27 protein-coding genes are annotated in these 25,990 nt (G+C 75.3%); 7 read left to right on the top strand and 20 right to left on the bottom strand.

What is annotated here, in order from left to right; genetic code table 11:
* The first annotated feature begins 129 nt into the window (after positions 1 to 129).
* Positions 130 to 567: a hypothetical protein gene (locus tag AB1207_RS10915; RefSeq protein WP_367638239.1), complete on the top strand. Its 438-nt coding sequence runs from the start codon at positions 130 to 132 to the stop codon at positions 565 to 567.
* A 297-nt stretch (positions 568 to 864) separates the two neighbouring features.
* On the opposite strand, the gene AB1207_RS10910 is transcribed toward AB1207_RS10915, so the two are convergent.
* From AB1207_RS10910 to dnaK, 7 genes are all read right to left on the bottom strand, one after another.
* Positions 865 to 1,422, bottom strand: coding sequence for a TetR/AcrR family transcriptional regulator (locus tag AB1207_RS10910; RefSeq protein ID WP_367638238.1), 558 nt, complete (start codon positions 1,420 to 1,422; stop codon positions 865 to 867).
* Positions 1,415 to 2,251, bottom strand: a complete 837-nt coding sequence (locus tag AB1207_RS10905) for an alpha/beta fold hydrolase (protein ID WP_367638236.1) — start codon at positions 2,249 to 2,251, stop codon at positions 1,415 to 1,417. The genes AB1207_RS10910 and AB1207_RS10905 overlap by 8 nt, the downstream gene beginning before the upstream one ends.
* An 83-nt stretch (positions 2,252 to 2,334) precedes the next feature.
* Positions 2,335 to 3,210, bottom strand: a complete 876-nt coding sequence (locus AB1207_RS10900) for an aminoglycoside phosphotransferase family protein (protein ID WP_367638234.1) — start codon at positions 3,208 to 3,210, stop codon at positions 2,335 to 2,337.
* Positions 3,211 to 3,298: 88 nt separating this feature from the next.
* Entirely contained in the window at positions 3,299 to 3,721 is a 423-nt protein-coding gene (locus AB1207_RS10895) for a heat shock protein transcriptional repressor HspR (protein ID WP_367638233.1), read from the bottom strand.
* Between the two features lie 19 nt (positions 3,722 to 3,740).
* Positions 3,741 to 4,784, bottom strand: coding sequence for a DnaJ C-terminal domain-containing protein (locus tag AB1207_RS10890; protein WP_367638231.1), 1,044 nt, complete (start codon positions 4,782 to 4,784; stop codon positions 3,741 to 3,743).
* 40 nt (positions 4,785 to 4,824) lie between these two features.
* Complete coding sequence (grpE, locus tag AB1207_RS10885; RefSeq protein ID WP_367638229.1) at positions 4,825 to 5,415, bottom strand: nucleotide exchange factor GrpE; 591 nt, start codon at positions 5,413 to 5,415, stop codon at positions 4,825 to 4,827.
* Complete coding sequence (dnaK, locus tag AB1207_RS10880; RefSeq protein ID WP_367638227.1) at positions 5,415 to 7,289, bottom strand: molecular chaperone DnaK; 1,875 nt, start codon at positions 7,287 to 7,289, stop codon at positions 5,415 to 5,417. Before dnaK ends, grpE begins: the two co-directional genes overlap by 1 nt.
* Before the next feature lie 173 nt (positions 7,290 to 7,462).
* Between dnaK and AB1207_RS10875 the strand changes: the two genes are divergently transcribed.
* Positions 7,463 to 8,545, top strand: a complete 1,083-nt coding sequence (locus AB1207_RS10875) for a DUF3616 domain-containing protein (protein WP_367638225.1) — start codon at positions 7,463 to 7,465, stop codon at positions 8,543 to 8,545.
* Between the two features lie 36 nt (positions 8,546 to 8,581).
* Here AB1207_RS10875 and AB1207_RS10870 read toward each other — a convergent pair whose 3' ends face one another.
* Genes AB1207_RS10870 through AB1207_RS10860 form a run of 3 tightly spaced genes read right to left on the bottom strand, consistent with a single transcriptional unit; the run spans position 8,582 to position 10,578 of the window.
* Positions 8,582 to 9,766, bottom strand: coding sequence for an MFS transporter (locus AB1207_RS10870; RefSeq protein ID WP_367638224.1), 1,185 nt, complete (start codon positions 9,764 to 9,766; stop codon positions 8,582 to 8,584).
* Positions 9,767 to 9,784: 18 nt separating this feature from the next.
* Positions 9,785 to 10,432 carry a TetR/AcrR family transcriptional regulator gene (locus AB1207_RS10865; protein WP_367638223.1) on the bottom strand — a complete coding sequence of 216 codons (648 nt, stop codon included), beginning with the start codon at positions 10,430 to 10,432 and terminating at the stop codon, positions 9,785 to 9,787.
* Positions 10,429 to 10,578 carry a hypothetical protein gene (locus AB1207_RS10860; RefSeq protein ID WP_367638222.1) on the bottom strand — a complete coding sequence of 50 codons (150 nt, stop codon included), beginning with the start codon at positions 10,576 to 10,578 and terminating at the stop codon, positions 10,429 to 10,431. Before AB1207_RS10860 ends, AB1207_RS10865 begins: the two co-directional genes overlap by 4 nt.
* A 163-nt stretch (positions 10,579 to 10,741) precedes the next feature.
* Here AB1207_RS10860 and AB1207_RS10855 point away from each other — a divergent pair, with 163 nt between their 5' ends.
* The 5 genes from AB1207_RS10855 to AB1207_RS10835 are packed head-to-tail and all read left to right on the top strand — an operon-like array spanning position 10,742 to position 15,397.
* The gene (locus AB1207_RS10855; RefSeq protein WP_367638220.1) at positions 10,742 to 11,653 is read left to right on the top strand and encodes an ABC transporter ATP-binding protein; all 912 of its coding nucleotides are present in this window, start codon (positions 10,742 to 10,744) and stop codon (positions 11,651 to 11,653) included.
* On the top strand, positions 11,650 to 12,519 hold the full coding sequence (locus AB1207_RS10850; RefSeq protein ID WP_367638218.1) for an ABC transporter permease subunit: 870 nt from the start codon (positions 11,650 to 11,652) through the stop codon (positions 12,517 to 12,519). Before AB1207_RS10855 ends, AB1207_RS10850 begins: the two co-directional genes overlap by 4 nt.
* Positions 12,506 to 13,300 (top strand): hypothetical protein, encoded by a 795-nt coding sequence (locus AB1207_RS10845; protein WP_367638217.1) that lies wholly within the window; start codon positions 12,506 to 12,508, stop codon positions 13,298 to 13,300. The genes AB1207_RS10850 and AB1207_RS10845 overlap by 14 nt, the downstream gene beginning before the upstream one ends.
* A gap of 37 nt (positions 13,301 to 13,337) precedes the next feature.
* Positions 13,338 to 14,720 carry a sensor histidine kinase gene (locus tag AB1207_RS10840; RefSeq protein ID WP_367638215.1) on the top strand — a complete coding sequence of 461 codons (1,383 nt, stop codon included), beginning with the start codon at positions 13,338 to 13,340 and terminating at the stop codon, positions 14,718 to 14,720.
* Complete coding sequence (locus AB1207_RS10835) at positions 14,717 to 15,397, top strand: response regulator (RefSeq protein WP_367638214.1); 681 nt, start codon at positions 14,717 to 14,719, stop codon at positions 15,395 to 15,397. Before AB1207_RS10840 ends, AB1207_RS10835 begins: the two co-directional genes overlap by 4 nt.
* Before the next feature lie 3 nt (positions 15,398 to 15,400).
* On the opposite strand, the gene AB1207_RS10830 is transcribed toward AB1207_RS10835, so the two are convergent.
* The 10 genes from AB1207_RS10830 to AB1207_RS10785 all read right to left on the bottom strand — a co-directional run bounded on the left by AB1207_RS10830 (position 15,401) and on the right by AB1207_RS10785 (position 25,987).
* Entirely contained in the window at positions 15,401 to 16,549 is a 1,149-nt protein-coding gene (locus AB1207_RS10830; protein ID WP_367638212.1) for a GDSL-type esterase/lipase family protein, read from the bottom strand.
* Positions 16,546 to 17,142: a TetR/AcrR family transcriptional regulator gene (locus AB1207_RS10825; RefSeq protein ID WP_367638210.1), complete on the bottom strand. Its 597-nt coding sequence runs from the start codon at positions 17,140 to 17,142 to the stop codon at positions 16,546 to 16,548. Before AB1207_RS10825 ends, AB1207_RS10830 begins: the two co-directional genes overlap by 4 nt.
* 40 nt (positions 17,143 to 17,182) lie before the next feature.
* Positions 17,183 to 17,788 carry a response regulator transcription factor gene (locus AB1207_RS10820; protein ID WP_367638209.1) on the bottom strand — a complete coding sequence of 202 codons (606 nt, stop codon included), beginning with the start codon at positions 17,786 to 17,788 and terminating at the stop codon, positions 17,183 to 17,185.
* The gene (locus AB1207_RS10815) at positions 17,785 to 19,062 is read right to left on the bottom strand and encodes a sensor histidine kinase (RefSeq protein WP_367638208.1); all 1,278 of its coding nucleotides are present in this window, start codon (positions 19,060 to 19,062) and stop codon (positions 17,785 to 17,787) included. Before AB1207_RS10815 ends, AB1207_RS10820 begins: the two co-directional genes overlap by 4 nt.
* A gap of 42 nt (positions 19,063 to 19,104) precedes the next feature.
* Entirely contained in the window at positions 19,105 to 21,081 is a 1,977-nt protein-coding gene (locus tag AB1207_RS10810) for a YcaO-like family protein (RefSeq protein ID WP_367638207.1), read from the bottom strand.
* Positions 21,082 to 21,088: 7 nt separating this feature from the next.
* Positions 21,089 to 21,238 carry a hypothetical protein gene (locus AB1207_RS10805; RefSeq protein WP_367638205.1) on the bottom strand — a complete coding sequence of 50 codons (150 nt, stop codon included), beginning with the start codon at positions 21,236 to 21,238 and terminating at the stop codon, positions 21,089 to 21,091.
* A gap of 135 nt (positions 21,239 to 21,373) precedes the next feature.
* Positions 21,374 to 22,459: a hypothetical protein gene (locus tag AB1207_RS10800; RefSeq protein ID WP_367638203.1), complete on the bottom strand. Its 1,086-nt coding sequence runs from the start codon at positions 22,457 to 22,459 to the stop codon at positions 21,374 to 21,376.
* Positions 22,456 to 23,472, bottom strand: coding sequence for an ATP-binding cassette domain-containing protein (locus AB1207_RS10795; protein WP_367638201.1), 1,017 nt, complete (start codon positions 23,470 to 23,472; stop codon positions 22,456 to 22,458). Before AB1207_RS10795 ends, AB1207_RS10800 begins: the two co-directional genes overlap by 4 nt.
* Positions 23,473 to 23,603: 131 nt before the next feature.
* Positions 23,604 to 24,371 carry an energy-coupling factor transporter transmembrane component T family protein gene (locus tag AB1207_RS10790; protein ID WP_367638199.1) on the bottom strand — a complete coding sequence of 256 codons (768 nt, stop codon included), beginning with the start codon at positions 24,369 to 24,371 and terminating at the stop codon, positions 23,604 to 23,606.
* Between the two features lie 146 nt (positions 24,372 to 24,517).
* A complete protein-coding gene (locus AB1207_RS10785) occupies positions 24,518 to 25,987 on the bottom strand; it encodes an ATP-binding cassette domain-containing protein (RefSeq protein ID WP_367638198.1) in 1,470 nt (489 codons plus the stop codon).
* Positions 25,988 to 25,990: the final 3 nt, after the last annotated feature.

Raw genomic sequence — 25,990 nt, 5'->3', positions numbered from 1 at the left:
GACGTTCCCGCCGTTGCGGGCCAGGTCCCGCAAGAACTTCTTCTTCACCCTGACTGGATGCTGTCGTGGCACGGTCCTCGCAACTCCCCAATCTCAGGGTGTTGCGAGGACCGCTAGAACCGGCCCGACGTGTCCCGCGTGCTGCGACCGGGCGGGACCTTCCTGACCCAGCAGGTCGACGGCCGGAACCTCGACGACCTGGGAGCGGAGTTCGACGCCGCCCCCGCGTTCCCGGACGTGACGCTCGAACACGCTCACCGGGCGGCCGTGGCGGCCGGCCTCGACGTCGAGGTGGCGGAGTCGTGGAGCGGCCCGATCCGGTTCGCCGACGTGTCGACGCTCGTGTCGTTCCTGCGGACGGTTCCCTGGCACCTGCCACCGGACTTCACCGTCGAGCGCCACGCCGGAACCCTCATGACCCTGCACGGGCGCCCACAACTGCAGTTCACCGAACGGCGGTTCCTGCTGCGCGTCCGGAGTCGTCCCCTCGGGAGGGAGGCGGGTCGTCCGGTGCGGAAGGGCGGACCTGGCGGCGCCGGAGTTCTTGGAACAGCTACTGGGTCTTGAACCGGTGGTAGCTGCGGCAGACGGCCCGCAGGTTGCCTGCAGTGGTGGGCCTTGCGGGAAGGGGACGACGTGGTCGAGGTCGCAGTCGACCGCCGGGACCGGGCAGACGGGGGCGGTGCAGGTCTCGTCCCGCGCGGTGACGTAGCGGCGCAGCGTGGCGCAGGCGGGACGGCGCGGCGGAGGTGACCCCGTCGGGGGCTTCGCGGAGGAACGTCGCGGCCATGCCTCACCCTACCGCACAGGAACTGTTTGATCAAAGCGAACTCACTGTGCTGCAACGCTTCCGCAGGGTGGCGATCAGCGCAGTCCCCGTTCCACGAACTCCACGAGCCACGCGAAGCTCTCGTCCACGTCGGTGCCGAGCTGGAAACCTCCGCCGGACTCCAGGGTCGCGAAACCGTGCAGGGCACTGCGCAGCATCCGCAGCGCGTGGACCTCGTCGGCGGCCGGCACCCCGTAGCCGCGCAGCACCACGGCGAGGGATTCCAGCACCCGGGCCGTGGCACGTGCGTACTCGTCGTCGGGGGACGTCGGACGCGCGCCGAGCGTGGCCGCGTACCGGCCGGGGTGGTTCCGGACGAACCCGCGGAACGCCTGCGCCGCAGCGCGGAGCGCGTCCGGACCGGACAACCCCTGCAACGCGTCCCGCAGGGTGTCGCCGAGTTCGGTGGCGGCCAGCGCGGCGATGCGCTGCGCGAGGTCGGCCAAGGACCCCACGTGCTTGTAGAGGGACGGCGGCCGGACCCCCAGCCGGTCGGCGACCATCCCCATCGCGAGCTTCTCGAACCCCAGTTCGTCGGCGAGGTCCGCGCCCGCGAGGGTGACGGCCGCGGCGTCCAGACCCGCCCTAGGCACGGGCGAGCGTCCGCTGCAGGAAGGGCAGGACGAGCGCGGCGACCTGTTCGGGCGCCTCGACGTGCGGGTAGTGCCCGACGCCGTCGAGGACGACGAGTTCCCCGAGGCCGGCGGGCAGGTCCGACACGACGCGCTCCCCCTCGGCGCGCGGGTCGGCCCAGTCGGGGTCGGCGCCGCCCTCGACGACGACGACGGGGCACCGGACGGCGCGCAAGGCCTCCCCCGCGTCAGCGGGGGAACCTGACCCCATGGTCTTGAAGGCGGCCTTCCGCCCGGGGTCGCGCAGCAGGTCCAGGGTCCGCGCGCGCGCCGCGTCCCAGTCCGCCGGTTTCGTCGGCACCGCGAGGTCGAGGTAGCGCCCCCAGGACGGGGCGCTGCCCAGACCCGCGGCGAGAGCGAGGCGCACCATCGCCTGCCGGTGCCGCCGCACGCGGAGGAGCCCCGAGACGTCCACGGACTGCACGCGGGTGAAGGGGGCCAGCTGCACGAGGCCGGCCACGAGGTCGGGGGCCGTGGCCGCCGCGATGGTGGCCGCCCCGCCGCTGATCGACTGGCCCACGAGGACGGCCGGACCGCCGAGGTGGCGGACGAGCGCGACGAGGTCCGCGGCGATGTCGTTGCGGCGGTAGCCGTCCCAGCCCGTGCTGGACTCCCCGCAGCCGCGCAGGTCGAGGCTGGCGACCCGGTACCCGGCGGCGACGAGGCGCGGGGCGAGGAAGCGGTACGAGCGGCGGTCGTCCCCCATCCCGTGGGCCAGGAGGACCAGCGGCCCCTCACCCTCGACGTCGTACGCGAGGGTTCCCCCGTCGCGGCGCAGGAACTCGGTCATGACCATCTCCTCAGCTAATGTCGTTAGCTTGAAGCTATGCCCATTAGCCGCAGGAGGCAACCCCTTCCGAGACGGCCCTCCGCTCAGGCGAGGCGACGCAGCCAGTCCGCCGGCGCGGTCCGGTAGGGCTCGGGCGCCTCCGGCCAGCCGGCCAGGGCCCGGTCCCAGCTGTCGGCGCGGCTGACGACGGCCAGGCGCACGGCGAGCCGGAGGACGCGGTCGAGACCCTCCACCGGGAGGTCGGGCCACCCCGCGAGGTAGGCCGCCGCCGCGGGCCCGCTCGGGTCGGGGGCGGGCCCCTCCGGCGCGGCGTCGAGGGCCACCAGCAGGCTCGCGAAGGGGTGCCCGACGCACGCGTCGCCCCAGTCGAAGGGGCGGCTCCCGGCGGCGAAGACGTTGCCGTCGTGCAGGTCGTCGTGCTGCAGCGTCGCCGGCAGGCCGAGGTCGGCGAGCTCGGCGGCGTCGTCGCGCACACGGGGCAGCAACGGCCGGAGGTCCGGCGCCCAGCGCAGCGCCAGCCGCTCGAAGGCCGTGGGCAGCTCCGGCAGGCGCAGGTCGGGGACGCCGAGGGCGACGAGGGCGTCGGCGTGCGGCGCCGTGGCGCGCTGGACCTCGCCGTAGGCGCGCAGCGCGTCGGCCCAGCGGCGCTGCGCCGCAGCCGGTTGCAGGGGGACGTCGCGCACCGTCGGCCCACCGTCCGGCAGCAGGACCCACCCGCGGTCCTCCTCGACGGCGAGCGGGACCAGGACGTGCGGCACGTCGAAGCGGGCGAGGGCGGACAGCAGCCGCACCTCGTGCCGGGTGCGTTCCGGGCAGGCCTTCAGCCACACCGGCCCGGTGGGCGTCGGCAACCGCCACACCATCGACCAGGGGCGGTCCTTGACGAGCTCGGCCGGGCCGGCGGGCGCGCCGGTCGCGCGCAGGACGTCCTGCGCCCAGGGCAACGCCGCCTCGTCCACCCCGTCAGTGTGACCCGCGCCCGGGAACGCAGGAACCCCGTCCACCGCGGGAGGTGGACGGGGTTCGTGGACGTGGTCTGCGACCGGTTCAGCGGCTGCGGTCAGGACGCCAGACGACGAGGGCCGTCGAGCGCTGCGACTCCGGCCGCCGACCCATCGGGGTGGCGACGATGTCGCCGGCCACCCCCGCGGCGAAGATGCGCCGGGCCTGCTGACGGACGAGGGCGATCTCGTCCTCGAGTTCCTGCACCCGGTGGCCGAGGGCCAGCACCTGGTTCTCGAGGTCGAGGATGCGCTTGATCCCCGCGAGGTTCACGCCGTCCTCCTGGGACAGGCGCTGCACCTCCCGCAGTTGGGCGATGTCGCGGGCGGAGTACCGCCGCCCGCGACCGCGGGCCCGGCTGGGCGAGACGAGTCCGAGGCGGTCGTACTGGCGCAGCGTCTGCGGGTGCATCCCGGCGAGGTCGGCCGCCACCGAGATCACGAACAGCGGACTGTCGTCCTCGTACACCTCTCCCCTCCTCGTCTCGTCAGCTGCGGGCGCGCTCGGCCAGACCGGCGCGCGGGTCGTCCCCGGCGGTCGCCTTCGCGAACGCCTCGACGGCCTCGCGCACGGCGCCGTCGACCCGTTGCGGGACGACGACCTCGATCGTGACGAACAGGTCGCCCCGGTCGTCGGTCGAACGGGACCGCTTCACGCCCCGGCCCTTCAGCCGCAGCGAACGGCCCGACGGCGTCCCGGCGGGCACCTTCACCTTGACGGTCGCACCGTCCAGGGTCGGGACCTCGACCGTGGCGCCGAGCACGGCCTCGTCGAACGAGACCGGCAACGTCATGCGCAGGTCGTCCCCGTCCCGGCGGAACACCGGGTGCGGTTCGACGTGCACGGTGACGAGCAGGTCGCCCGTCCCCCCGGGACCGGCCAACCCCTTGCCGCGCAACCTGACCTTCTGGCCGTCACGGACGCCCTGGGGCAGCCGCGCGTTGACGGTCCGGGCCGGTCCGCCCCGCGGGTCGGGGACCCGCAGGGAGACCGTCTTGCCCTCGAGGGCGTCGCGGAACGTGACACGCGCGGAGGCGTCGAGGTCCTGGCCCCGGGCGGCGGTCTGACCGGGGAAACCGCCCGGGAAACCACCGGGAGCCGCACCCCCTTGGCCGAACAACCCGCCGAGCAGGTCCTCGAACCCCGCCCCGCCGCCGGCGCCACCGGGCGTGCCGAACCGGACACCGCCGGGGGCGCCGGCGCGACCCTGGCCGAACAACCCGCCGAGCAGGTCCTCGAACCCGGCGCCGCCGCCCGCACCGCCGGCTCCCCCGGAGGAGAACCGGGCGCCGCCGCCGACCATGGCGCGGATCCCGTCGTACTGCTGCCGCTGCTCGGGGTCGGACAGGACCGCGTAGGCCTCGCCGACCTCCTTGAACTGCTGCTCGGCCGACGCGTCACCCGGGTTCGCGTCCGGGTGCAGCGTGCGGGCCTTCTTGCGGTACGCCTTCTTGATCTCGGCCGCGTCGGCGTCGTGGGGGACGCCGAGGATCGCGTAGAAGTCCTTCTCGGCCCAGTCCTGCATGCTCACCGGCGCCCCCCTCCCTCGATCTCGTCAGTTCGTCCGCAGGTCATCCCTGCGGGTCGGCCACCGCGACGCGGGCCGGCCGCAGGATCCGGTCGCCGAGCTTGTACCCCGGCTGCAGGACCTTCGTGCACGTCGCGACCTCGTACTCGTCGGAGTGGCTGTGCATCAGCGCCTCGTGCACGGCCGGGTCGAACGGTTCGCCGTCCTGGCCGTACCGCTCGAGGCCGAACCGCGCCAGCGTGGCCTCGAGCTTGTCCGCGATCGCGACGAACGGGCCGGTGAGGTCACCGTGCTCGCGCGAGAGGTGGACGTCGTCGAGGACCGGGAGCAGCGCCTCGGCCACCCCGGCGATCGCGGCGTTCTTGGCGACGTCGCGGTCGCGGTCGACCCGCTTCTTGTAGTTCACGTACTCGGCGTTCAGCCGCTGCAGCTCCTCCAGGCGCGAGGCCGCGAGGCCCTGCGCCGCGTCGAGCTCGGCGTCGGCGGCCCCGTCGTCCGGGCCCCCCACGGTCGGTGCCGCGGGGGTCTCGGGCTGGGGGGCGTCGGCCGGCGACAGACCGCGCACCTGCCCCGTCTCGGGGTCGATGCGGCGGTTGTCGCGGACCACGGTGGGTTCGGAGAACTCCTCCGACATCACTTGTCCTTCTCGTCGTCGACGACCTCGGCGTCCACCACGTCCTCGTCGGAGGAGGCGTTCTTGGTGAAGTCCGGGCCCGCCTGGGAACCGGCGTCACCAGCGGGGGCGCCCTCGGACTGCTGCGCGGCGTACATCGCCGACCCCAGTTCCTGCGACGCCTTGGCGACGGCCTCGGACTTGGCCTTGATCTCGGCCGCGTCCGTGCCGTTCAGGGCCGTCTTCAGCTCCGCGACAGCGGACTCCACCGTGGCCTTGCCGTCGGCGGGCAGCTTGTCGGAGTTGTCGGCGATGAACTTCTCGGTCTGGTAGACGAGCGCCTCGGCCTGGTTGCGGGCCTCGGCCTCCTCGCGACGCTGCTTGTCCTCGTTAGCGTGCTGCTCGGCGTCCTTGACCATCCGCTCGATGTCCTCCTTCGACAGCGCGCTGCCGCCGGAGATGGTCATCGACTGCTCCTTGCCCGTGCCGCGGTCCTTCGCGTTCACGTGCACGATGCCGTTGGCGTCGATGTCGAAGGTGACCTCGACCTGCGGCACACCGCGCGGGGCGGGGGCGATGCCGGTCAGCTCGAACGTGCCGAGCGGCTTGTTGTCGCGGGCCAGTTCGCGTTCACCCTGGAACACCTGGATGAGCACCGAGGGCTGGTTGTCGTCGGCGGTCGTGAAGACCTCCGAGCGCTTGGTCGGGATGGCCGTGTTGCGCTCGATGAGCTTGGTCATGATCCCGCCCTTGGTCTCGATGCCCAGGGACAGCGGGGTGACGTCGATGAGCAGGACGTCCTTGCGCTCGCCCTTGAGGACACCGGCCTGCAGGGCGGCGCCGATGGCGACGACCTCGTCCGGGTTGACGCCCTTGTTGGGCTCCTTGCCGCCGGTCAGCTCCTTGACGACGCTCGTCACCGCGGGCATGCGGGTGGAACCACCCACGAGCACGACGTGGTGGATGTCGGCGAGCTTGACGTCGGCGTCGCGGATGACGTCGTGGAACGGCTTCTTGGTGCGGTCCAGCAGGTCCTGCGTCATCTGCTCGAACTGCGCGCGGGTCAGCTGCTCGTCCAGGTGGACGGGGCCGTTCTCCGTCATCGACAGGTACTGCAGGGAGATGCCGGTGCTGGTGGCCGTCGAGAGTTCCTTCTTGGCCTGCTCGGCGGACTCGCGGAGACGCTGCATCGCGATCTTGTCCTTGGACAGGTCGATGCCGTAGGCGCCCTGGACCTTCTTCAGCAGGTGGTCGACGACGCGCTGGTCCCAGTCGTCGCCACCGAGGTGGTTGTCACCGGAGGTCGCGCGGACCTGGATGGTGGAGAACCCGTCGTCGTCCTTGCCGACCTCGAGCAGGGACACGTCGAACGTCCCGCCACCGAGGTCGAAGACGAGGATGAGCTCGTCCTCCTTGCCCTTCTCCAGCCCGTAGGCGAGGGCGGCCGCGGTCGGCTCGTTGATGATGCGCAGGACGTTCATCCCCGCGATCTCGCCGGCCTCCTTGGTGGCCTGGCGCTGCGCGTCGGAGAAGTACGCCGGGACGGTGATGACGGCGTCGGTCACGGTCTCGCCGAGGTAGCTCTCGGCGTCGCGCTTGAGCTTCTGCAGGATGCGGGCGCTGATCTCCTGCGGCGTGTACTTCTTGTCGTCGATCTCGACGTTCCAGTCGGTGCCGACGTGGCGCTTCACGGACCGGATCGTGCGGTCGACGTTGGTGACGGCCTGGCGCTTGGCGATCTCGCCGACCAGCACCTCACCGTTCTTGGCGAAGGCGACGACGGAGGGCGTGGTGCGCCCACCCTCGGCGTTGGCGATGACCGTCGGCTCGCCGCCCTCGAGGACGGAGACGACGGAGTTGGTGGTCCCGAGGTCGATGCCGACCGCACGTGCCATGGTGGATGCCCTCCCGAGCAAGCTGTGACTGTTGAGCGTTCCCCACTCAAGTTCGCGGACCGCTCCGGATCTGTCAAGCGGAGACTCCGTGAACTTGAGTCTGATGGGCTCAACTCACGAGGAGGGCCCGTTGTTCCCGGGAACCGGAGACCCGTCCCGGACGCTGTCCCCTCGTGGACAGACAGCCTGAGCGCCGCGTACCGCTGCACTTCGACGATGCGTCCAAGGCCGGCGCGACGCACGTCAACCTGTCAGCCGTCCGCTCGGACGGCCCCTTCCTGTGGGTCGCCGGCGACGAGACCGCCACGGTCGAGCGCCTCACCGCCCGGACCGTCGACGGTTCCGTGACGGGGTACGGCGAGCAGGTCTCCGTGGCGCTGGCCGACCTGGTGGGCCTGCCGGGCCCCCCGCACGAGGAAGCCGACGTGGAGGGGCTGGCGCGCAACGGGAACTGGCTGTGGGCCATCGGGTCGCACAGTCTCAAGCGCAAGCGCATCCGCCCCGCCGACGGCGACGCGAAGGCGCGCAAGCGGCTGGGCAAGGTGGTCCGCGAGGCCAACCGCTACGTCCTCGTCCGGCTGCCCGTCGACCCGTCGACCGGGCTGCCGGCGCGGCGGGTCGAGGTCGACGGCGAGGTGCTGACGGCCGCGGTCCTCGGTGCCCACGACGACGACCTGACGGTGCACCTGCGCGACGACGACCTCGTCGGCCCCTTCCTGTCCATCCCGTCCAAGGACAACGGCCTGGACGTCGAGGGCGTCGCCGTCCACCACTCACCCGGCGGGACGCGGCTGTACGTGGGGCTGCGGGGTCCGGTCCTGCGCGGCTGGGCCGTCGTGCTCGAGGTGCGCCCGGTGACGCACCGCAAGGACCCGCACCGGCTGATGCTGGGGGAGTTCGAGGACGGCTCGACGTACCGGACGCACCTGCTGGACCTGCGCGGGCTCGGCGTCCGCGACCTGTGCCCCGACGGGGACGACCTGCTCGTGCTGACCGGCCCCTCGATGGGGCTGTCCGGCCCCGTCCGCGTCCACCGCTGGGCGGGCGCCTGCACCGTCGAGACCGCCGACGTCGTGCGGGCCGACGAGCTGCCCGTCGTCCTCGACCTGCCGCACGGGCAGGGCGAGGACCACCCGGAAGGGTTGGCCCTGCTGCCCGGTGGCCGGGAGCTGCTCGTCGTCCTCGACTCCCCCGCGCCCGCCCGGCACACCGCCGACGGCGGGATGCTCGTGGACGTGTGGCGGTTGCCGTCGTAAGGGGACCGCGAGTCGTCCGTCGCGCTCTCGACCGCCTCACCGGCGGTCGACGAGGCGGTTCAGACGCTCGGACATGACCAGCCCCAGCACGACCAGCACCCCGAGGAACACCGGCAGCACCCCGGTGCCCAGCCACGTCGAGAGCGCCCCGAACGCCGGGGGCGCGAGAGTCGAACCCGTGTAGGCCGCCGCCATCTGGACGCCGACGACCGCCTGGGAGTTCTCCCGGCCGAAGTTCACCGGTGTCGAGTGGATGATGGCCGGGTACACCGGGGCGCACCCCAGCCCCGCCACGACGAGACCCGCCAGGGCCAGCGCGTCGGTCCCGACGGGCAGCGCGATGAGCACCACCCCGACGCCGACGGCCGCGAACCCACCGCGGATGAGGAACCGGTCCCCCACCCGGTCGGCGAAGAAACCCGCCAGGAACCTCCCGCCGGTGATGCCCAGCAGGAAGAGCGAGGCGAAGGCCGCGGCTGCGGTCGCGTCGACCCCCCGGTCGCTCACCAGGTAGGTCGCCGCCCACAGGATCGACGTGCTCTCCAGCGCGCAGTACGCGAAGAACGCGGTGAGGACGAGGAGCACGCCGGGGATGCGGACCACCCGGGCCAGGGGGACGTGCGCTGCGCGCTGACCGGACGTCTCCTCGTGCTCTCCGGTGGGGGCGACGCGGTGGACCTTGCCCCACAGCGGCAGGCTCGCCACCAGCAGTGCCGTGAGGACGACCTGCGTGACGCCGACGATCCGGTACGCGCTCGACCAGCCCCACCCGGCGCTGAGCGCGTAGCTCATGATGAACGGGCTGATGGAGGCGCCGACGCCCCAGAAGCTGTGCAGCCAGTTCATGTGCCGGGCGGCGTAGTGCAGCGCGACGTAGTTGTTCAGCGCGGCGTCGACCGCGCCCGCGCCCAGGCCGTACGGCACGGCCCACAGGCACAGCACCCAGAACGACGGGGAGAACGAGAAACCGAGGAGGGCGACCGCGGTCGTCCCGACGCTGACGGCCGTGACGAGGCCGGCGCCCCAGCGGCGCGTGAGGCGGTCCGAGGCGAGGCTGGACACGATCGTCCCGCCCGCGATGATCATCGTCAGAACGCCTGCGAGACCCAGGGAGACCCCGAGGTCCTGGTGCATCACGGGCCATCCCGCGCCCAGCAGGGAATCGGGCAGACCCAGGCTGATGAAGGCGACGTAGACGATCGCCAGGAGGAGCGAGTACACGGTGGGCTGGTCCGTCCGTCAGGGATGAGCAGGGGGAGCGAGCGGTGGCGGGGCGAGCCGGGCGATGTCGGCGCGGAACCGCTCACGGTCCAAGGGTTCCGTGGACAGGACCGCGTGGATGCTCAGGCCCTCGATGAGCGCGTCGAGCACCCTCGCGTCGTCGGGGTCGAAGTGCCGTCGCAGTGCGGCGCGGGTGCGCTCCATCCAGGTCTGCGTGACCTCGCGGACCGCGGAGTCGCGGGCGGCGAGGGCGTACAACTCGTAGGCCAGGACCGCTTGACGTCGTGACCCCGTCACGGCGTCGGCGTCGGCGTCGTCGGCCAGGCCCACCAGGACCGCGTCCGCCACGGCGTCACGCGGGTCGACGCCGTCGGGGACGGCGGCCATCGCCGCCTCGAAGGCGTCGCCCCACCGCTGCGCGAGCAGCGTGAAGGCCGAGGAGAACAGGTCCGCGAGCCCGGTGAAGTAGTACGTCATCGCTCCCAGGGGCACGTCGGCCGCGGCCGCGACCTTGCGGTGGGTGGTGCCGGCGACACCGTGCTCGGCGACGACGTCGAGGGTGACCTCGAGGATCCGCAGGCGGCGGTCGGGTTCGTAGCGCCGGGTCGTCCGGGCTGCACGCGGCGCACGACCCGCGCCGACGACGGCGTCGTCCCCGGTGCTCACGACGGGGCCGCCGTGTGGCCGACGTCCACGGCGGACCGCGCCCCGACGGTGGTGTGGCTGCCGCGGTCGCCGTGCAGCGGCGGGCGCACCACCACCAGCGCCTGCCGACGGGCGGCGGGGTCCGGGAGCACCGGGTGTGCAGTCATGGTACGAGCGTACATTGCGGGACGGTCAGCCGGGTTCCTCCTCCTCGAGGAGGAGGAACGCCCCACGGGGATCTCGTCCTGCGGCAGGTGCTCGCGCGGACCGGGGATTCCTAGCGTCGTCCACGACAGCCGACGGGTGTCGTCGGCGGACCGAGGAGGACGCATGATCACGGCGGAGGCGCTGACGAAGCGCTACGGGACGACGACGGCGGTGGACGGGTTGTCGTTCACGGCCGACCCGGGGACGGTCACGGGTTTCCTGGGCCCGAACGGTGCGGGGAAGTCCACGACGATGCGGATGGTCCTGGGCCTGGAACGCCCGACCGCCGGCACCGTCCTCGTCGACGGGCAGCGGTACGCGGACCTGGAGGCCCCGCTGCGCACGATCGGGGCGATGCTCGACGCCCGGTCGGTGCACCCGGGCCGGACCGCGTTCCGCCACCTGCTTGCGCTGGCCCGCACGCACGGCATCCCCCGGTCCCGGGTGGACGAGGTCATCGGGCTCACCGGGCTGGAATCCGTCGCGGGGCGCAGGGTGAAGGGTTACTCGCTCGGCATGGGCCAGCGGCTCGGGATCGCCGCGGCGCTGCTGGGCGACCCGGCGACCGTGATGTTCGACGAGCCGGTCAACGGCCTCGACCCCGACGGCGTGCTGTGGATCCGCTCGCTCGTGCGGGACCTGGCGGCCGAGGGCCGGACGGTGTTCCTGTCCTCCCACCTGATGCACGAACTCGCGCTGTGCGCGGACCGGGTCGTGGTCATCGGTCGCGGGCGGCTGCTCGCCGACGCCACGGTGGCCGAACTCCTGGAACGTTCCCGCGGGGCCGGTCTGGTGCGTGTCCGGACCACGGCACCGGACGCGCTGGCCCAGGCGCTGGTGCGGGCCGGGGCCGTCGTCACGGGCCGGCCCGACGGCGCGCTGCACGTGCGGGGAACCTCGGTCGAGGAGGTCGGCGCGGTCGCGGGCCGGGTCGGGGCGACGGTCCTCGAACTCGCCGCCGAGGCCGGTTCGCTGGAAGCGGCGTACCTGGAGCTCACCAGCGGTTCCGTCGAGTACCAGGCCGGTGCCCGGTGAGCGCCGCGGTCGGTTCGCCGACGCCCCGGACGGTCGTGGCGGGTTCCGGCCCGTCCTTCGCGCGGGTCGTCCGCGCGGAGTGGACGAAACTCCTGGGCCTGCGCTCCACCCACGTCGTCGTCGTGGCGACCGTCGGGCTGGTGGGGTTCCTCACGCACCTGTCCGCCAGCGCCTCCTCCGGCGACCCGGGGTTCGTCCCGACGCGGGGCCTCGCGGACGTGCTGCCGCTGGCCTTCCTCGGGGTCCTCGTCCTGGGGGTGCTCGTGGGGACCGGCGAGTACAGCACGGGAACCTTCCGGACGACGTTCGCCGCCGTGCCGCGGCGCGTTCCCGTCCTGCTCGCCCAGGCCGTCGTGACGGCCGCCGTGGCCCTGTGGACCGGCGTCCTGAGCGTCGCCGCGGCCGTGCTGGGGATCCTGCCCGCCGCCGCCTCGCGCGCGATGACCCCCGACCTCGCGGCGGCCGGCGTGCCCGCGCTGCTGCTCGGTTCGGTCGTCTTCCTCGTCGGGGCCGGGCTGCTGGGCCTGGCGGTCGGCGCGCTGCTGCGCCGCCCGGTCCCCGCCCTCGTGGCGGCCGTCGTGCTGCTCCTCGTGGCCCCCGTGGTGCTCTCGTTCGCGGCCGAGGCCGGCAACGACCCGATGGCGGTGTACGACCCGGAGAACCCGCCCGCGGCGACCGCGGCCGTGAACACGGTGGAGAGCTTCACCCCCGTCGGTGCGGGGGCGGCGTTGACGAACCCCGGTGGCGGTGGGCTCGACGGGGCCCCCGACCTCGGGGCGGGCGGTTCCGCCCTGGTCCTGGCCGCCTGGGTGGCGGTGCCGCTGACCGTCGCCGCGTTCCGGTTGCGTCGTCGTGACCTCGTCTGAGGCCCGCGCCGTCACGGTCCCCCGCGTGGTCGCCGCGGAGTGGACGAAGGTCGCGAGCCTCCCGTCGACCACCTGGCTCGTCGCGGGGACCGTCTGCGCCGCAGCGTTCCTCGCCTTCGTCCTCGGCCTGTTCGTCGGCCCGGGGGACGCGGTCAGCAGCACCTCCCTGGCCAGTTCGGGACACCTCCTCGCCCAGCTCGGGCTCCTCGTCCTCGGGGTGCTCGTCGGGAGCACGGACTTCGCGGTCGGGACCTCCCTCACCACGTACGCGGCGGTGCCCCGCCGGGTGCCGGTCCTCCTCGCCCAGGTCGCGCTGACCGCGGCCCTGGCCCTGGTGACCGCCGTCACCGCGATCGCCGCCTCCCTCGCCGTGACCGTCGGCGCCCGGCGGACCGCCGGGTTGTCGTGGACGCCGTCGGACCCCACCGACCTGCGCGCCGCCGCCGGCTACGTGCTGTTCCTCACGGGGGCCGCGGTGTGCGGCGTGCTGCTCGGTTCGCTGCTGCGCCGACCGCTCGCCGCGCTCGCCACCGCGGTCGCGCTCTTCCTGCTGCTCGACCACCTGCTGGCGCCGCACCCCGGCCGCGTCGTCGACACCGTGCGCGCGTTCCTGCCGAGCAGCGGGACGCGGTTGTTCGCCGACGACGCCCAGCTCGCCGCGCTCGCCGCCGGCCACGGCCCCCACCTCGGCGCGGCGGGCGGCGGGCTGGTCCTGGCCGCGTGGTGCGCCGTCCTCGCCGTCCTCGCCGGGTACCGGTTGGTGCGTCGTGACGTCTCCTGACCCGGGTGCGGTGCACGCCCGGTGGGAGGCTGTCGCGGTGACGACACCGCACGCCGCCACCCCCGGGGGTCCCCCCGCCCTCACCGCGTCGCAGGTGCAGCACCAGACGACACCGCGCCGGCTGCTCCGGGCCCACCCGTGGACCGCGCACGTGCTCGTCGTCACGCTCGTGCTGCTCGTCGGGGCGGTCACCGCCCTCGCGGTGTCGGAGGCCGTGCGGGGCGCCACGAGCCTGGGGTTGTTCTCGCCGGGGTCCCCCCTCGGCGAGCGCTACGTGACGACCTGGCTGGCGGGGACGGTGGCGGGGGCGCTCGCGCTCGTCGGCCGGAACCGGTGGCCGCTGGCCGTCACCGGGGTGGTGACCCTCCTCGCCGTCCTGTCGCTGGCGCTGGGCCAGGTGCTGGGGGTGCTGGGGTTCTGCCTGGCCTGGGCGCTGCACGCCGTCGCCGCCCGGCGCAGCGCCCGCACCGCGTGGGCCGTCGGCGCCGCGGTCCTCGTCGTGGTGTCGGTCGCCGTGCTGCGCTGGCAGGTCATCGGTCTGGCCGAGGTCCTGCTGTGGAGCGACGAACTCCCTCCGGTCGACGGTGCCCCCTTCCAGCGGCTCAGCGAACCGGACCCCTCGACGGGGCGCCGCACGTGGACGCTGTTCCTGCTGCTCGCCCTCCTCGTGCTGGGCGGGGTCTCGGGCGCGGGGGCGCAGGCCCGCCGGTTGCACGCCCACGACCTCGCCGAGCGGTACGCGGCGATGGCCCGCGAACGCGACGCGAGCGCGGCCCTCGCGCGGTCGGCCGAACGGGCCCGGATCGCGCGGGAGATGCACGACATCGTGGCGCACAGCGTCTCGGTGATGGTGGCGCTGTCGGACGGTGCGGCCTCGGCGCTCGACCGCGCTCCGGACGCCTCCCGGCGGGCGCTCGCGGAACTGTCCGCGACGGGCCGGGACGCCCTGGCCGACATGCGCAGCGTGCTGGGTTCGCTGCAGCCAGCGGAAATCGAGGGCAAGGCGCCGGGGGTCCCCACGGGGCCCACCGAGACGGACCTGCACGGCGTCGTCGACCGGTTCCGGACCGCGGGGTTGCCGCTGACCACCAGCGGTCTGGACGTTCCGCTGCCCGCGGACACCGTCCTCCGCCTGGCCGTCGTGCGGATCGTGACGGAGGCGCTCACCAACGTGCTGCGGCACGCCCCGGGAACTCCCTCCGTCCTGCTGGTGCTGCGGCGCGACGACACCACCCTGGAGGTCGAGGTCGTGGACGCCGGGGGCGTCCGGGCGGGCGACGGCGGCGGGACCCACCTCGGGCTCGTCGGGATGCGGGAACGCGCGGCCCTCCTCGGTGGCGAGGTCCAGGCCGGTCCCGGCGACGAGGGCGGCTGGCGGCTCCACGTCGTCCTGCCGACCGACGGAGGGGACCGTTCGTGACCACCGTGCTGCTCGTGGACGACCAGGCGTTGCTGCGCATGGGGTTCCGCCTCGTCATCGAGTCCGAACCCGACCTCGAGGTCGTCGGTGAGGCGTCCGACGGCGCGGTCGCGCTCGAGCAGGTGCAGGCGCTGGCCCCCGACGTCGTCGTCATGGACGTCCGGATGCCCGGCATGGACGGGATCGAGGCCACCCGCCGCATCGCCGAGCAGCACCCCGGTTCCCGGGTGCTGGTGCTGACGACGTTCGACGTCGACGAGTACGCCTTCGCCGCCCTGCGCTCGGGTGCCAGCGGTTTCCTCGTCAAGAGCGCCGGTCCCGAGGAACTCGTCGACGCGATCCGCGTCGTGGACGCGGGGAGTTCCGTCGTCGCCCCCCGCCTGGTGCGCAGGATGCTCGACCTGTTCGCCACGCAACTGCCCACCGACCCGGAGGAGGGCCCCGGGGACGGTCTCGACGCGCGCCTGCAGCCGCTCACCCCGCGCGAGCTCGACGTCCTGCGCCGCATCGCCGAAGGGGCCTCGAACGCCGAGATCGCGCAGGACCTCGTCGTGTCCCTGACGACGGTCAAGACGCACGTGGGCAACGTGCTGGCGAAACTGGGGCTGCGGGACCGCGTGCAGGCCGTCATCGCGGCCTACGAGTGGGGGCTCGTGCGGGCCGGGGAGAACCCCTGATCCTCAGCGACGGGAGAACGCACCACCGGCGCCGAACACGAGGTCGGTGAACCGGCGGCCGACGAGGGCGTGCCCCCCGGTGTCCAGGTGCAGCGCGTCGGGCAAGGGGTGCTCGCGCTCGTCGGCCTCGCCGAACAGGTCCAGGCCGTCGAGGTGGTGCAGGTGGGGGTCGTCGCCACGGGCCGCGACCACCTCGCGCAGCGCGTCCCGCACGACCCGCAGCGTGAGCCGTCCGCCCGCGGTGTCCCCGGGGGTCCCCGTCGCGGTGAACCGCAGTTCGCCCCGCCCCAGGGCCTGGAGGTCGACGGACCCGGGACCCGGGGTGTCCTCGTGCAGCGCGCAGTGCAGCGGCGAGACGAGGAGCAGCGGTGTCGTCGGGTGCCCGTCGCGCACGGTGTCGAGGAACCCGTGCACGGCGGCGACGAACGTCCTGCGCCGCATGACGTCCCCGCCCACGACGTTGATGCCGAACTTCAGGCTGACGAGGTCGGTGGGGCGGTCCCGCACCACGCGCGCCAGGAACGGGTCGACGAGCGCGCTGCCGCCGAAGCCGAGGTTCTGCAGCCGGACGCCCGCCGCCCGCGCCGCGACCGCCGGCCAGGTGCGGGTGGGGCTCGACGCGTTCGAGCCGTGGCTGAGGGAACTGCCGTGGTGGACCCAGAGCGGACCCGACGGGGCCACGGCCCGCAGTTCCGCGTCGGCCGAGAGGGCGACGACGTCCACCTGTTCGAGGTGGGGCAGCCAGAACTCCACGACCTTGTCCCCCGTGGGCAGGTCGTCGACGACGACGTGGTCGTCGGGTCCGGCCGTCGTCGTCGCCGACCCCGTCCGCAGGTCGACGTCCACGAGGTCCCCGCCGGTGAGGACGTGGGTGCTGCGCAGGTTCCCGTCGACGCAGACGTCGACCGCACCGCGGAGCCGCTGCACCCCGCCGAGGGCCTGGCGGGTGGCGTGCAGGACCAGCTCGAGGCGCCGGGCAGGCGTCGACACGACGAGCCGGACGCCGGCTGGTTGCGCCTGCGCCGCCAGCAGCTGCGCGTCGGCGTCCCGCGTCCGCACCGCGCGCGGCAACCGGTGCGGACGCAGCCCGCGGGCGGTCGGCTCGACCTCCAGGGCACCGTGGAACAACGCGGGGGTGAGGGGGTGCGTCACGGGAACTCCTGCGGGGGGAACGGGTCGCGGGAGGACCAGCGCGACAGGACGAGGTGCAGCGAACGCAGCAGTTCGCGCCAGGACTCCTCCGCGGCCGGCGAGCTGTGGTCGAAGCTGCCGAGGCGTTCGAGGTCGAGGAAACCGCTGAGGGCGGCGCCGAGGACGCGGGTGGCGTGCACCCGGTCCGGCGCCGGGACGCGGTACCCCAGCAGCACGGCCTCGGTGAGGCGCACGACGCGGCCGGCCGCCGGCGCCTGCACGGCGGCCGGACCCGCCCTGCGGTGCAGTGCCTCCCACCGGCCCGGGTGCTCCAGCGCGAAGGCGCGGTGGGCGCCGGCGAAACCCTCCAGCGCGTCCCCGCCCGAGCGTCCCACCAGCGCGTCGGCGACGCGGTCGGCCAGGCCGTCGAGGGCGAGGACGGTGATCCCGTCGCGCAGCGCGGCCAGGTCGCGGACGTGGCTGTAGAGGCTCGGTGTCCGCACCCCCAGGGAGCGGGCGACGGCCGCGAGCGTCACGGCACCGAGACCGTCGGCGTCGGCGAGCTCCGCGGCGCGCTGGACGACCGCGGCGGCGGTCAGCGGGGGACGGGACACGTTCCTACGATACACAGGCAAACGCCTAATGCCCGTAGGTTCAGATCCAGCCGTTCCCCTGCGCGATGTTCACGGCGTCCGTGCGGCTGCGCGCGTGCAGCTTGTCGGCGACCACCGAGAGGTAGTTGCGGACCGTCCCCTCGGACAGGGACAACCGGTGCGCCGCCTCGCGCACCGTGCACCCCTCGGCCACCAGGCCCAGCACCTCGGACTCGCGCGGGGTCAGCGGCGAGTCCCCCCGTTGCACGGCGGCCGCGGCGAGTTCGGGGTGCAGGACACGACCCCCGGCCGCCACCCGGCGGATCCCGTCGACGAGTTCCTCGACCGGAGCGTTCTTCAGCACGAACCCGTCGACCCCGGCGGCGAGCGCGCCACGCACGGCCGCGGGGCGACCCAGGGCCGTGAGGATGACGACCTTCGTGCCGGGCACCTCGCGCCGGATCCGGGTGGCCACCGACACCCCGTCACCGCCGGGCATCTCCAGGTCCAGGACGGCGACGTCGACGGCCGTCGACGCGAGGGCGTCGAGCACCTGGTCGCCGCGGGCGACGGACGCGACGACCTCCAGGTCGTCCTCGCTGTCGAGCAGCGCGACGAGCGCGGACCGCACGATGTGCATGTCCTCGGCGACCAGCAGACGGATCACGACCGCCCCTCCCCCTCCGGGCGGACCCCTGACGCGGGGGCGACCCCGCGGACCGGCACGCGGCACGTCAACCGGAAGACGTCGCGGTGCACCGCGACCTCCAGCGCGCCGCCCAGCACGCGCACCCGCTCGCGCGCCCCGACCAGACCCGTCCCCGTGCCCCCGTCCTCCGTGGCGGCGACGCCGTCGTTCTCCACCACCAGGTCCACGACACCGGCGTTCCCGTCCACGGCGCCTCCGGCGTGCACCGAGACCGTGCACCACGTGGCCCCCGCGTGCTTCACGACGTTCGTCGCCGCCTCCCGCAGGACCCAGGCCACGACGTCGTCGGCCGCCCCGAGACCCCCGTCCACGGCGCCCTCCCCGTCGAGGTCGGCGTCCACCTCGCAGCGGACCCCGGCGTCGGTGAGCAGCCGCACCGCGGCGGCCAGTTCGGTCCGGACCGTGAGGACCCGGTACCCGGCCACCAGCGCGCGCAGGTCCGCGGCGGCGGCGTGGCTCAACCCGAGCACGTCGTCGAGCTCCCCCGCCAGCGCCTCACCTCGCCCACCGCGCTGGTGGCGGCGAGCGAGTTCGACCTTGAGGGAGATGGCGGCGAGGTTGCGCCCCAGCAGGTCGTGCAGGTCCCGGGACACGCGGACCCGTTCGGCGAGCACCTCGGCGTGGGCGAGTTCGGCGCGGGCCAGTTCCAGCTCGCGGTACGTGCCGACGCAGCGCAGGACGACGAACAGCAGCACCGACGTCGCCAGGTAGCTGACGCCCGCGAACACCGACGCCCCCCACGTCTCCCCCGCCGCCCGGGTCAGCGCGACCTGCAGCAGAAGACCGGTCGAGGCGAGGGCGACGGCCGGACGCGGCGGCAGGAGTTCCAGCACGAAGCAGGCGGCCACCGCGGACCACGCCAACCACCCGGGCCCGAGGAGCAGGGCGGGGAGGTAGGCGACCGCCGCCAGCGCCCACAGAGCCGAACCGCGCGAACGCACCCCCGTGCGCGACAGCGTGCTCCGCAGCACCGTGACGGTGACCGCACCCGCCGCCAGCGCGCTGACGGCGACGGCGAGGAGGGCGACCACCTCGGTCGAGGGCGCGTCCGGCGTCACCCAGGCGACCCGCCCCGAGCGGACGTCCCCCACGACCGAGACCGACAGGCCCAGGGCGCAGAGCAGGAACAGCACGACCGTCAGCGCCTGCAACCGGCGCGTCACCGTCCCCCCGGCCGTCGGGAGGCGGCGCACCCGTCCCCGGCGGATCCGGGACGAGGGCGGGGGACGCACGAGCGACACCGTATCCCGCGGTGACGCAGGGCCCGGGCGGGATCAGACGGGCAGGTCCCAAGGGTTCACCCCCGTGCGTCCGACCTCCCGGGCGGGGCGTCGCCAGGACCGCAGCTGCGCGCTCACGACGCGCACCACGGGCACGGCGAGGCGGGGGTGCGTGAGGTCCACGAAACCCACGTCGCACCCCGTGGCCGCCAGCCGGGAACCCCACTCGGCCAGGACGTCCCCGTCGCCACCGCGCGGGTGCGTCACGGCCGGCTCCCGGGACGGGTGCGGGAGCAGGTGCGGGTGGTCCTCGACGTGTTCGGCCTGCCACGCGGCGGATCCGGCCCCGGCGAGCCCGAGCTCGTCGCCGAACTCCAGACAGGCGAGGACCTGCAGGAGTTCGTCCCCGGCGCGGACGACGGCCTCGGCGAGCGTCGGCGCCGTCCCGAAACCGAGCGTCGTGCCCGTCCCGTCGGGCAGCACCGCGACGGCGACGGCGGTGGGGATGCCGCTGCCCGGCGTGAGGTCGAGGAACCAGCCGCGGCGGCCGTGCGCGGCGAGGTCGGCGGCCACCGCGTCCGGGTCGGGGTGGGCTGCGCCCCGGCGCAGTTCCCGGGCCCACCACCAGGCGGCGACGGCGTCGCGTTCGACGAGTTCGGCCAGGCCGCGCCGCACGGCGTCGGCCGTGCTGCGACCGGCGGCGCACCCCGTCGAGTCCGGCCGTGCCGCGGCGACCGCCCACTGGTGCGGGTGGGCGAAGGTGACCGCCGCGGCCGGGACCCAGGCGTCGGTCCAGGAACCGTCGCGGACCGCGCGGAGGCGGCGGAACTCCGTCGCCTCGTCGTCCCGCCACGCCGGCCCCGCGGCCGCCCCCGGGAGCACGACGCGGGAACCCTCGGCCCGCAGCGCGGTCGTCGTCGCGACGACCGCGTCGGGGTCCGGGCGCCACGTCGTGCTGAAACGTTCGACGGCCTCGCCCAGGCACGCGGTGACAGCCGCCTCGGCCGTCCGGCCCGCTCCGAACGCCGTCGCGCGTCGGCGGTGCACCCCGGCTCCCACGGACGGGGGCCGGAGCGGGTGGGTGGTCGTCGCGAGGAAGCGTCCCGCCACCGAACGCCGCACGCGCGGCCGGTCGAGGAAACCCGTCAGACCGGACACGAAACCCTCGAGCCGGCGGGCGAGGTCGTCGTCGGCCGCGACGTCCCCCGGGTCCGCGCGGGGTTCCGTCCGCGAGCACGGCAGGACGGGGTGCACGACGACCTCCGCCGTGCGCAGTCGCAGTTCCCGGATCCCGGAGCGCCACACGTCCGCGACGGCCCCCGCTCCCGTCCCGGCGAGGTCCTCCAGGAGGCCGTCGACCGCGCCGGCGACGGCTCCGACGGCGGCGCTGCGCAAGGCCGAACCCCCGGCTCCGACGGGGTGCGCGGCGCCGGCGAGATCGGGTTCGGCGTTGCCGCGCAACGCCTCCACGAGGCACGCGGGGCAGGATCCGGCGGCGCGGTGGCCCTGTCCGGCCCCGACGAGGGGGCCGACCCAGCAGCGACCGGCGCCCCAGCGGACGAGGAGGACCGGGGACCGGCGGGCCAGTTCCGCCAACCGGTCGGGCAGCCGCGGGTCGGCGTGGTCGTCGCAGACGAGCACCACGAGGTCCGCACCCCCGTCCTCGAGCGGGACGAGCGGGGTTCCACCCGCCTGCAGGACGGCCTGGAGCCCGCCGGTGGCGCTGCGCCCGACCCCGGCCACGGCCACGGCCGGCCTGAACGGTCCCGGCGTGCGGACGAGGACACCGCTGCGGACGAGGTCGGCGAGTTCCCCCGCCAGTTCCGGGACGTCCTCGGGACGCACACCGAGGTCGACGAGCAGGTCGTCGGTCGCGAGCCCACCGCGGGTCCGCAGGAGTTCCAGCGCGTGCGCGGGGCGGTCGGGGACGCGGACCCTGTCCTCGTCGTCGTCGAGGAGGAAACTCCCGCCCGGGTCGCGCAGCACGCGCCACGGCCCCCGCGGCGCGAGTCCGCGAGGGCCGTTCGTCACGGTCGGCTCACTCCTGCGTCTCGTCGGGCCAGCACAGGCACAGCGGGCTGGCCACCGGGGCCGGCGTGCGGCGTGCGGGACCCGGCGGGAGGACGGCGAGCAGACGGTCGAGTTCGGCGTCCAGCCCGGTGCTGACGCGTTCGGTGGTCACGGTCACGAGGAACCTCCTGGGAACTGTCGGGGCGGTGCGGACGGGCCGAGCCTCTCCCTCCGAACCCACCGGACGGCAGTGCGCGCCTCACCGTTCCGGGGTGCGTTCCTCACAGTCGCGGCACAGTTCCCCGCGGAACCCTCAGCGGTGCGCCGACCGGGCGCAGACCCCGGTGAGCGCCCCCCACGCCACGGCGGCGACGGCGAGGAGACCGGCCGTCGGCAGCAGCGCCGGGACGACCGGGCCGCCCGCGAGCGCCGTGCGGACACCGTCGGCGAACCACGCGGTCGGGGTGAACTGCAGGACGGTGTCGGCGGCGTCGGGCAGGACGGCGGCGGGCAGCAGGACGCCGCCGAACAACCCCACCAGACCGGCCAGCGCCCACAGCAGGGGTCCCGTCTCCCGGCCGGTGCGCAGCAGGCCGCCGACGAGCGCGCCGACCGCGGTTCCCGCCGCGGTCCCCGCCGCGGCGAGCAGGACGAGGACCACGAGGGGGACGGGGCCCGGCCGGTTGACGGCGACGACGAGCACGACAGCGGGAACGGCGAGGAGCAGTCTCGACGGCAGCAGGGCCCCGGCGAGGCGCACGGCCCGGACCCCCCGGGCGGTCGTGGTGCCGGCGAGCAGCGCCAGCGTTCCCCGGCGGCGCCAGCTCCGGACGCGTCCCGCCGTGCCGGGCAGGGCGAGGACCACCGCGGTGAGCACGAGGACCGCGGGCTGCAACTGGCCGGCGACCCCGTGCGCGGCGTGGCCGTCGGGACCGAGGACGCGCACCGTGCGGCTGGGCAGGGCCCGCTGGACCGCCTCCAGGAGGTCCCCGACCGCCCACGTGGCGGACGGGGCGACGCGCACGAGGACCGGCCCGTCGGCGGGGACGGTGACGGTCGCGTCCACACCGGGCCCGGGGGCTCCGAGGGCGGTGGCCCGGGCGGTGCCGACGCCGGGACTGCGCACCTCCTCGCCCGCGGCGGTCAGGGCGCGCTCGACGGCGACGGCGGGTCGCGCCCCGGCCACCTGCACGACCTGGGCGTCCCCGGACCTCCCGAACTGCCCGAGGACGACGGCCACGGCGACGACGAGCGCCGGCGTCAGGACCGCCTGCGCGAGCAACGCTTTGTCCCGCAACGACTCGCGCAGAGCGGCACGCACCGGCGACAGCCGGTGCGGGCACCGTCGGCGGCGACCGGCGGGTGCGGCCGGCGACGGGGTGGTGCGCGTGGTGCTCACGGGCGGCAGCGCTGGTCGTCGGGCCGGAGGTCCACGCGGCGCCGGTCAGCGGTGGCGCGCCGCACGGCGTCGGCGAGCGTGGCGTCGTGGTGGCGCACCTCCACCAGCGCCCGCATCCCGGCCGTGGCCGAGCGCCAGCGCTCGGGGGCGACGTCCGGGACGTCGACGCGGGTCAGTTCGCCGACCCGCTGGAACGTGGCTCCCGGCAGGGTCGCCGCGAGCGAGCTCGCCTCCGCGGCGTCGTGCACGAGGGCGGTGACGCCGCCGTGGACGGCGAAGCGGTCGACGAGCTCGGCTGCGGACGCCACCGCGACGAGCCGTCCCCGGCGCAGCACGGCGACGCGGTCGCAGGCGGCGAGCAGCTCCGCGCCGTCGACGGTCTCGAGGACCTCCGGCCGGCCGCCGGCGACGACGGCCGTCCCGCCGTCGGCGCGGTGGCGGCGCAGCAGGGCGGCGAGCGCACGGGCCGTCCCGGGTGCGGAGCCGCCGACGGGTTCGTCGCAGACGACGACGGGCGCCCCACCGGCGAAGGTGGCCGCGAGCTGCAGCCGCTGCCGATCGCCGTGGTCCAGGTCCCGGACGAGCACCTGGCGCGAGCCCGTGAGGGCCGCGAGGTCGAGCAGGTCGTCGGTGTCCGCACCGGTGCGGCTGCGGAGTCCGGCGGACAGGGACGCCCACAGCGACAGCGTCTCCTCGACGGTGAGGTGGTCGAAGAGGGCCGCGTGGGCGGGCAGCGTCGCCACGTCGGCCTCCGCCGCCGGGTCGCGCCCGAGGACGCGCACGGCGCCCCGGGTCGGTCGGGCGCCGCCGGAGAGGACCGACAGCAGCGTCGACGTGCCGGCGCCGCGGCGGCCGACGACGGCGAGCACCTCACCGGCGCGGACGGTGAGGTCCAGCCCGTCGAGCAGGACGGCCCCGGTGGAGGTCGAGGAGGGCCCGGACCGCACGTGGACGCCGGAGACGGCGAGCGCCGGCGGGGCGACGTCCCGCACCCGTGCCAGGTCTCCTGCCACGCGGTCCACCACCTCGCCCGCCGCCTCGCCCGTCACCTGCCCGACACCCCGCCCTCCCCCGAGGAGCTCCCGCGCGGTGCGGGCCCTGGTGGAAGCGTCGCCGTCTTCGGGCCCGCCGGGTAGGTCACCCGTCAGGTCGTGACCGTGAGGAACGCACCCCCGAGCCGCAGGAGGAGCGGGACCGCGGCGACCGCCGTCCCGACGAGCAGCAGGACGGTGTCGGCGCGGCGCCAGGGCGCGGGCAGCGCCCAGCTGCGCCGCCCCGCACGCTCGCCGGCGAACCCGCGGGCGTCCATCGCCAACGAGACGCGGCCGGCGCCGCGGACGGCGTCGACGAGCAGCCCGAACGACGTCGAGGCGGCCCAGCGCACGCGTCCGACGGGGCCACGGCCGGGGCCGAGACCCCGGACGCGGCGGGCCGCGGCGATCTGGTCCCAGGAGTCGGCGAGGGCATCGAGCCGCCCGAGCGCGACGACGACCGCGACGACGACGCGCCCCGGCACGCGCAGCCGCTGTGCGAGGTGGTCGCCCGCCTCGGCGGCGTCCAGCCATCCCAGGAGCAGCGCTCCCGGGAGCACGAGGACGAGCAGCCGCAACGCCGCCGTGAGCGCCGTCCACAGGGGCTCGGGGCTGTCGCCGGCGAGGACCGTCGACCAGCCCACCGACAGCGCCGCGATGCCCAGGGGCAGCAGCCGGCGCAGCGCGGCGCGCACGTCACCGACGACGAGGGGCAGGCAGAGCGCCTGCACGACAAGGGCTCCGGCGGCCTGCCACCACTCCTGGACCGCGAAGGCCCCGACGGCGCACAGGACCCCGACGGCCAGCAGGGGCAGCGGCCCGCAGTGCCGGACGACGGGTCCGGGGCCTGCGCTACGGCGTTCGGCGGCGGTGGGGGGCACGGTCGTCTCCACCACCTCGTCCACCTCCTCCACAGGGCCGTCCACACCCCGCACACGACTGCCCACAGCGTCGTCCACAGTGCTGTGCACAGAGGTGTGGACACCGGTGTGGACACCCGCGCGGACGGGGCGGCGCCCACCGCGCGTCACGCGGCCACCCCCACGCGGTGCCCGGCGCTGAGGCGGACGGGAGCGGTGCTGCGGTCGGCGAGCGCGTCGAGGAGCCGGCCGTCGTGGGTCCCGACGGCGACGGTGGCCCCGTCGCGGGCGGCCGCGGCGAGCAGCCCCGCGACGACGGCCCACGTCCCCCGGTCCTGCCCGACGGTGGGCTCGTCGGCGACGACGAGCACGGGTCCCGCGGCGAACGCGCCGGCCACCGCGAGCCGCCGCTGCTCCCCGCCGGAGAGGCGGAAGGGGTTGGCGTCGGCGAGGGCGGACAACCCGAGCAGGTCCAGCAGGGCCTCCCCGCGGTCCGGGTCGCGCCCCAGGACCTCGGCCGTCGCGGTGACCTCGGCCCGCACGGTCGCGGCGACGAAGGTGTGCTCGGGGAACTGCGGCACCCAGCCCGCCCGCGCGGCCAGCTCGAGGGAGGTCCAGGTGTGCGGGGCACGTCGTCCCCGGCGCCCCGCGAGGGCCGTGGCCGCGAGCAGCCGGCCGGACGTGGGCGCGGTGAGCCCCGCCAGCAGCGACAGCAGGCTCGACTTGCCCGCCCCGCTGTCGCCCGTGACCGGCGTGACCGCGCCCGCGGGCAGCGCCAGGTCCACCCCGCGCAGGACCGTCGCGGGTGGGCGGGGTCGCAGGCCGCGGCGGGTGCGCACGAGGCCGAGCGCCTCCCCGTGCAGGACGTCGCCGGGGCCGGGGTCCAACGCCGGGACGAGGAGCCCCGCGGGCACCTCGCAGGGTGCGGGCGCCGCGACGCCGGGCCACCACAGGTCGCCCGTGCCGGTGGGTGGGGCGTCGAGGGCGGAGCCGTCGTGCACGACGCCCCCGCCCACGCCGAGGACGACGACGCGGTCGACGTGCGGGGCCCAGCCGGCGACGTCGTGGTCGACGACGACGAGGCTGCGGGACTCCCCGGCCGCCTCCAGGACGGCCGCGCGGACGGCCGCCGCCGTCGGGGCGTCGAGCATCGAGGTGGGTTCGTCCAGGAGCAGGACGGCGGGGTCCGCGGCCAGCGTCCCGGCGAGCGCGAGGCGTTGCCGCTCCCCGCCGGACAGCGTCCGCACCTCGCGGTCGCGCCCGGCGGTGAAGCGGGCGGTGGCGTGCGCGCGGGCGACCAGGCGCCACGTGCCGAGCCGGTCGAGGCCGGCGTTCTCGGGGCCGAAGGCCGTGTCCCGGCCGGCAGTCTCGGCCACGACGGCGTCGACGGGGTCCTGCACGAGCAGGCCGACCTCCCCGGGGGCCGCCTCGCGACCGTCCAGGCGGAGGTCCCCGACGGCGTCGACGTCCTCGTCGAGCAGCCCGGCGAGCGCCCGGAGGACGGTGGACTTCCCCGCCCCGCTGGGGCCGGCGAGCAGCACGCGCTCGCCGGCCCCGACGTCCAGGTCGACGTCGCGGACCAGCGCGCGACCGCCGGGGGCGGTGACGGTCAGCCCGCGCAGCGCGAGGTGGGGCACGGT

The organism is Kineococcus endophyticus (assembly GCF_040796495.1).
Classification (GTDB): domain Bacteria; phylum Actinomycetota; class Actinomycetes; order Actinomycetales; family Kineococcaceae; genus Kineococcus; species Kineococcus endophyticus.
The sequence above is the reverse complement of the archived record's forward strand: the minus strand, read 5'-3'. Positions and strand labels throughout refer to the sequence as shown.

Excerpts from the sequence above, each read along its gene's own strand:
- AB1207_RS10905 (WP_367638236.1), bottom strand. The coding sequence starts at position 2,251 with ATGACCGAGTTCCTGCGCCGCGACGGGGGAACCCTCGCGTACGACGTC.
- grpE (WP_367638229.1), bottom strand. The coding sequence starts at position 5,415 with ATGTCGGAGGAGTTCTCCGAACCCACCGTGGTCCGCGACAACCGCCGC.
- dnaK (WP_367638227.1), bottom strand. The coding sequence starts at position 7,289 with ATGGCACGTGCGGTCGGCATCGACCTCGGGACCACCAACTCCGTCGTC.
- AB1207_RS10860 (WP_367638222.1), bottom strand. The coding sequence starts at position 10,578 with ATGACTGCACACCCGGTGCTCCCGGACCCCGCCGCCCGTCGGCAGGCG.
- AB1207_RS10855 (WP_367638220.1), top strand. The coding sequence starts at position 10,742 with ATGATCACGGCGGAGGCGCTGACGAAGCGCTACGGGACGACGACGGCG.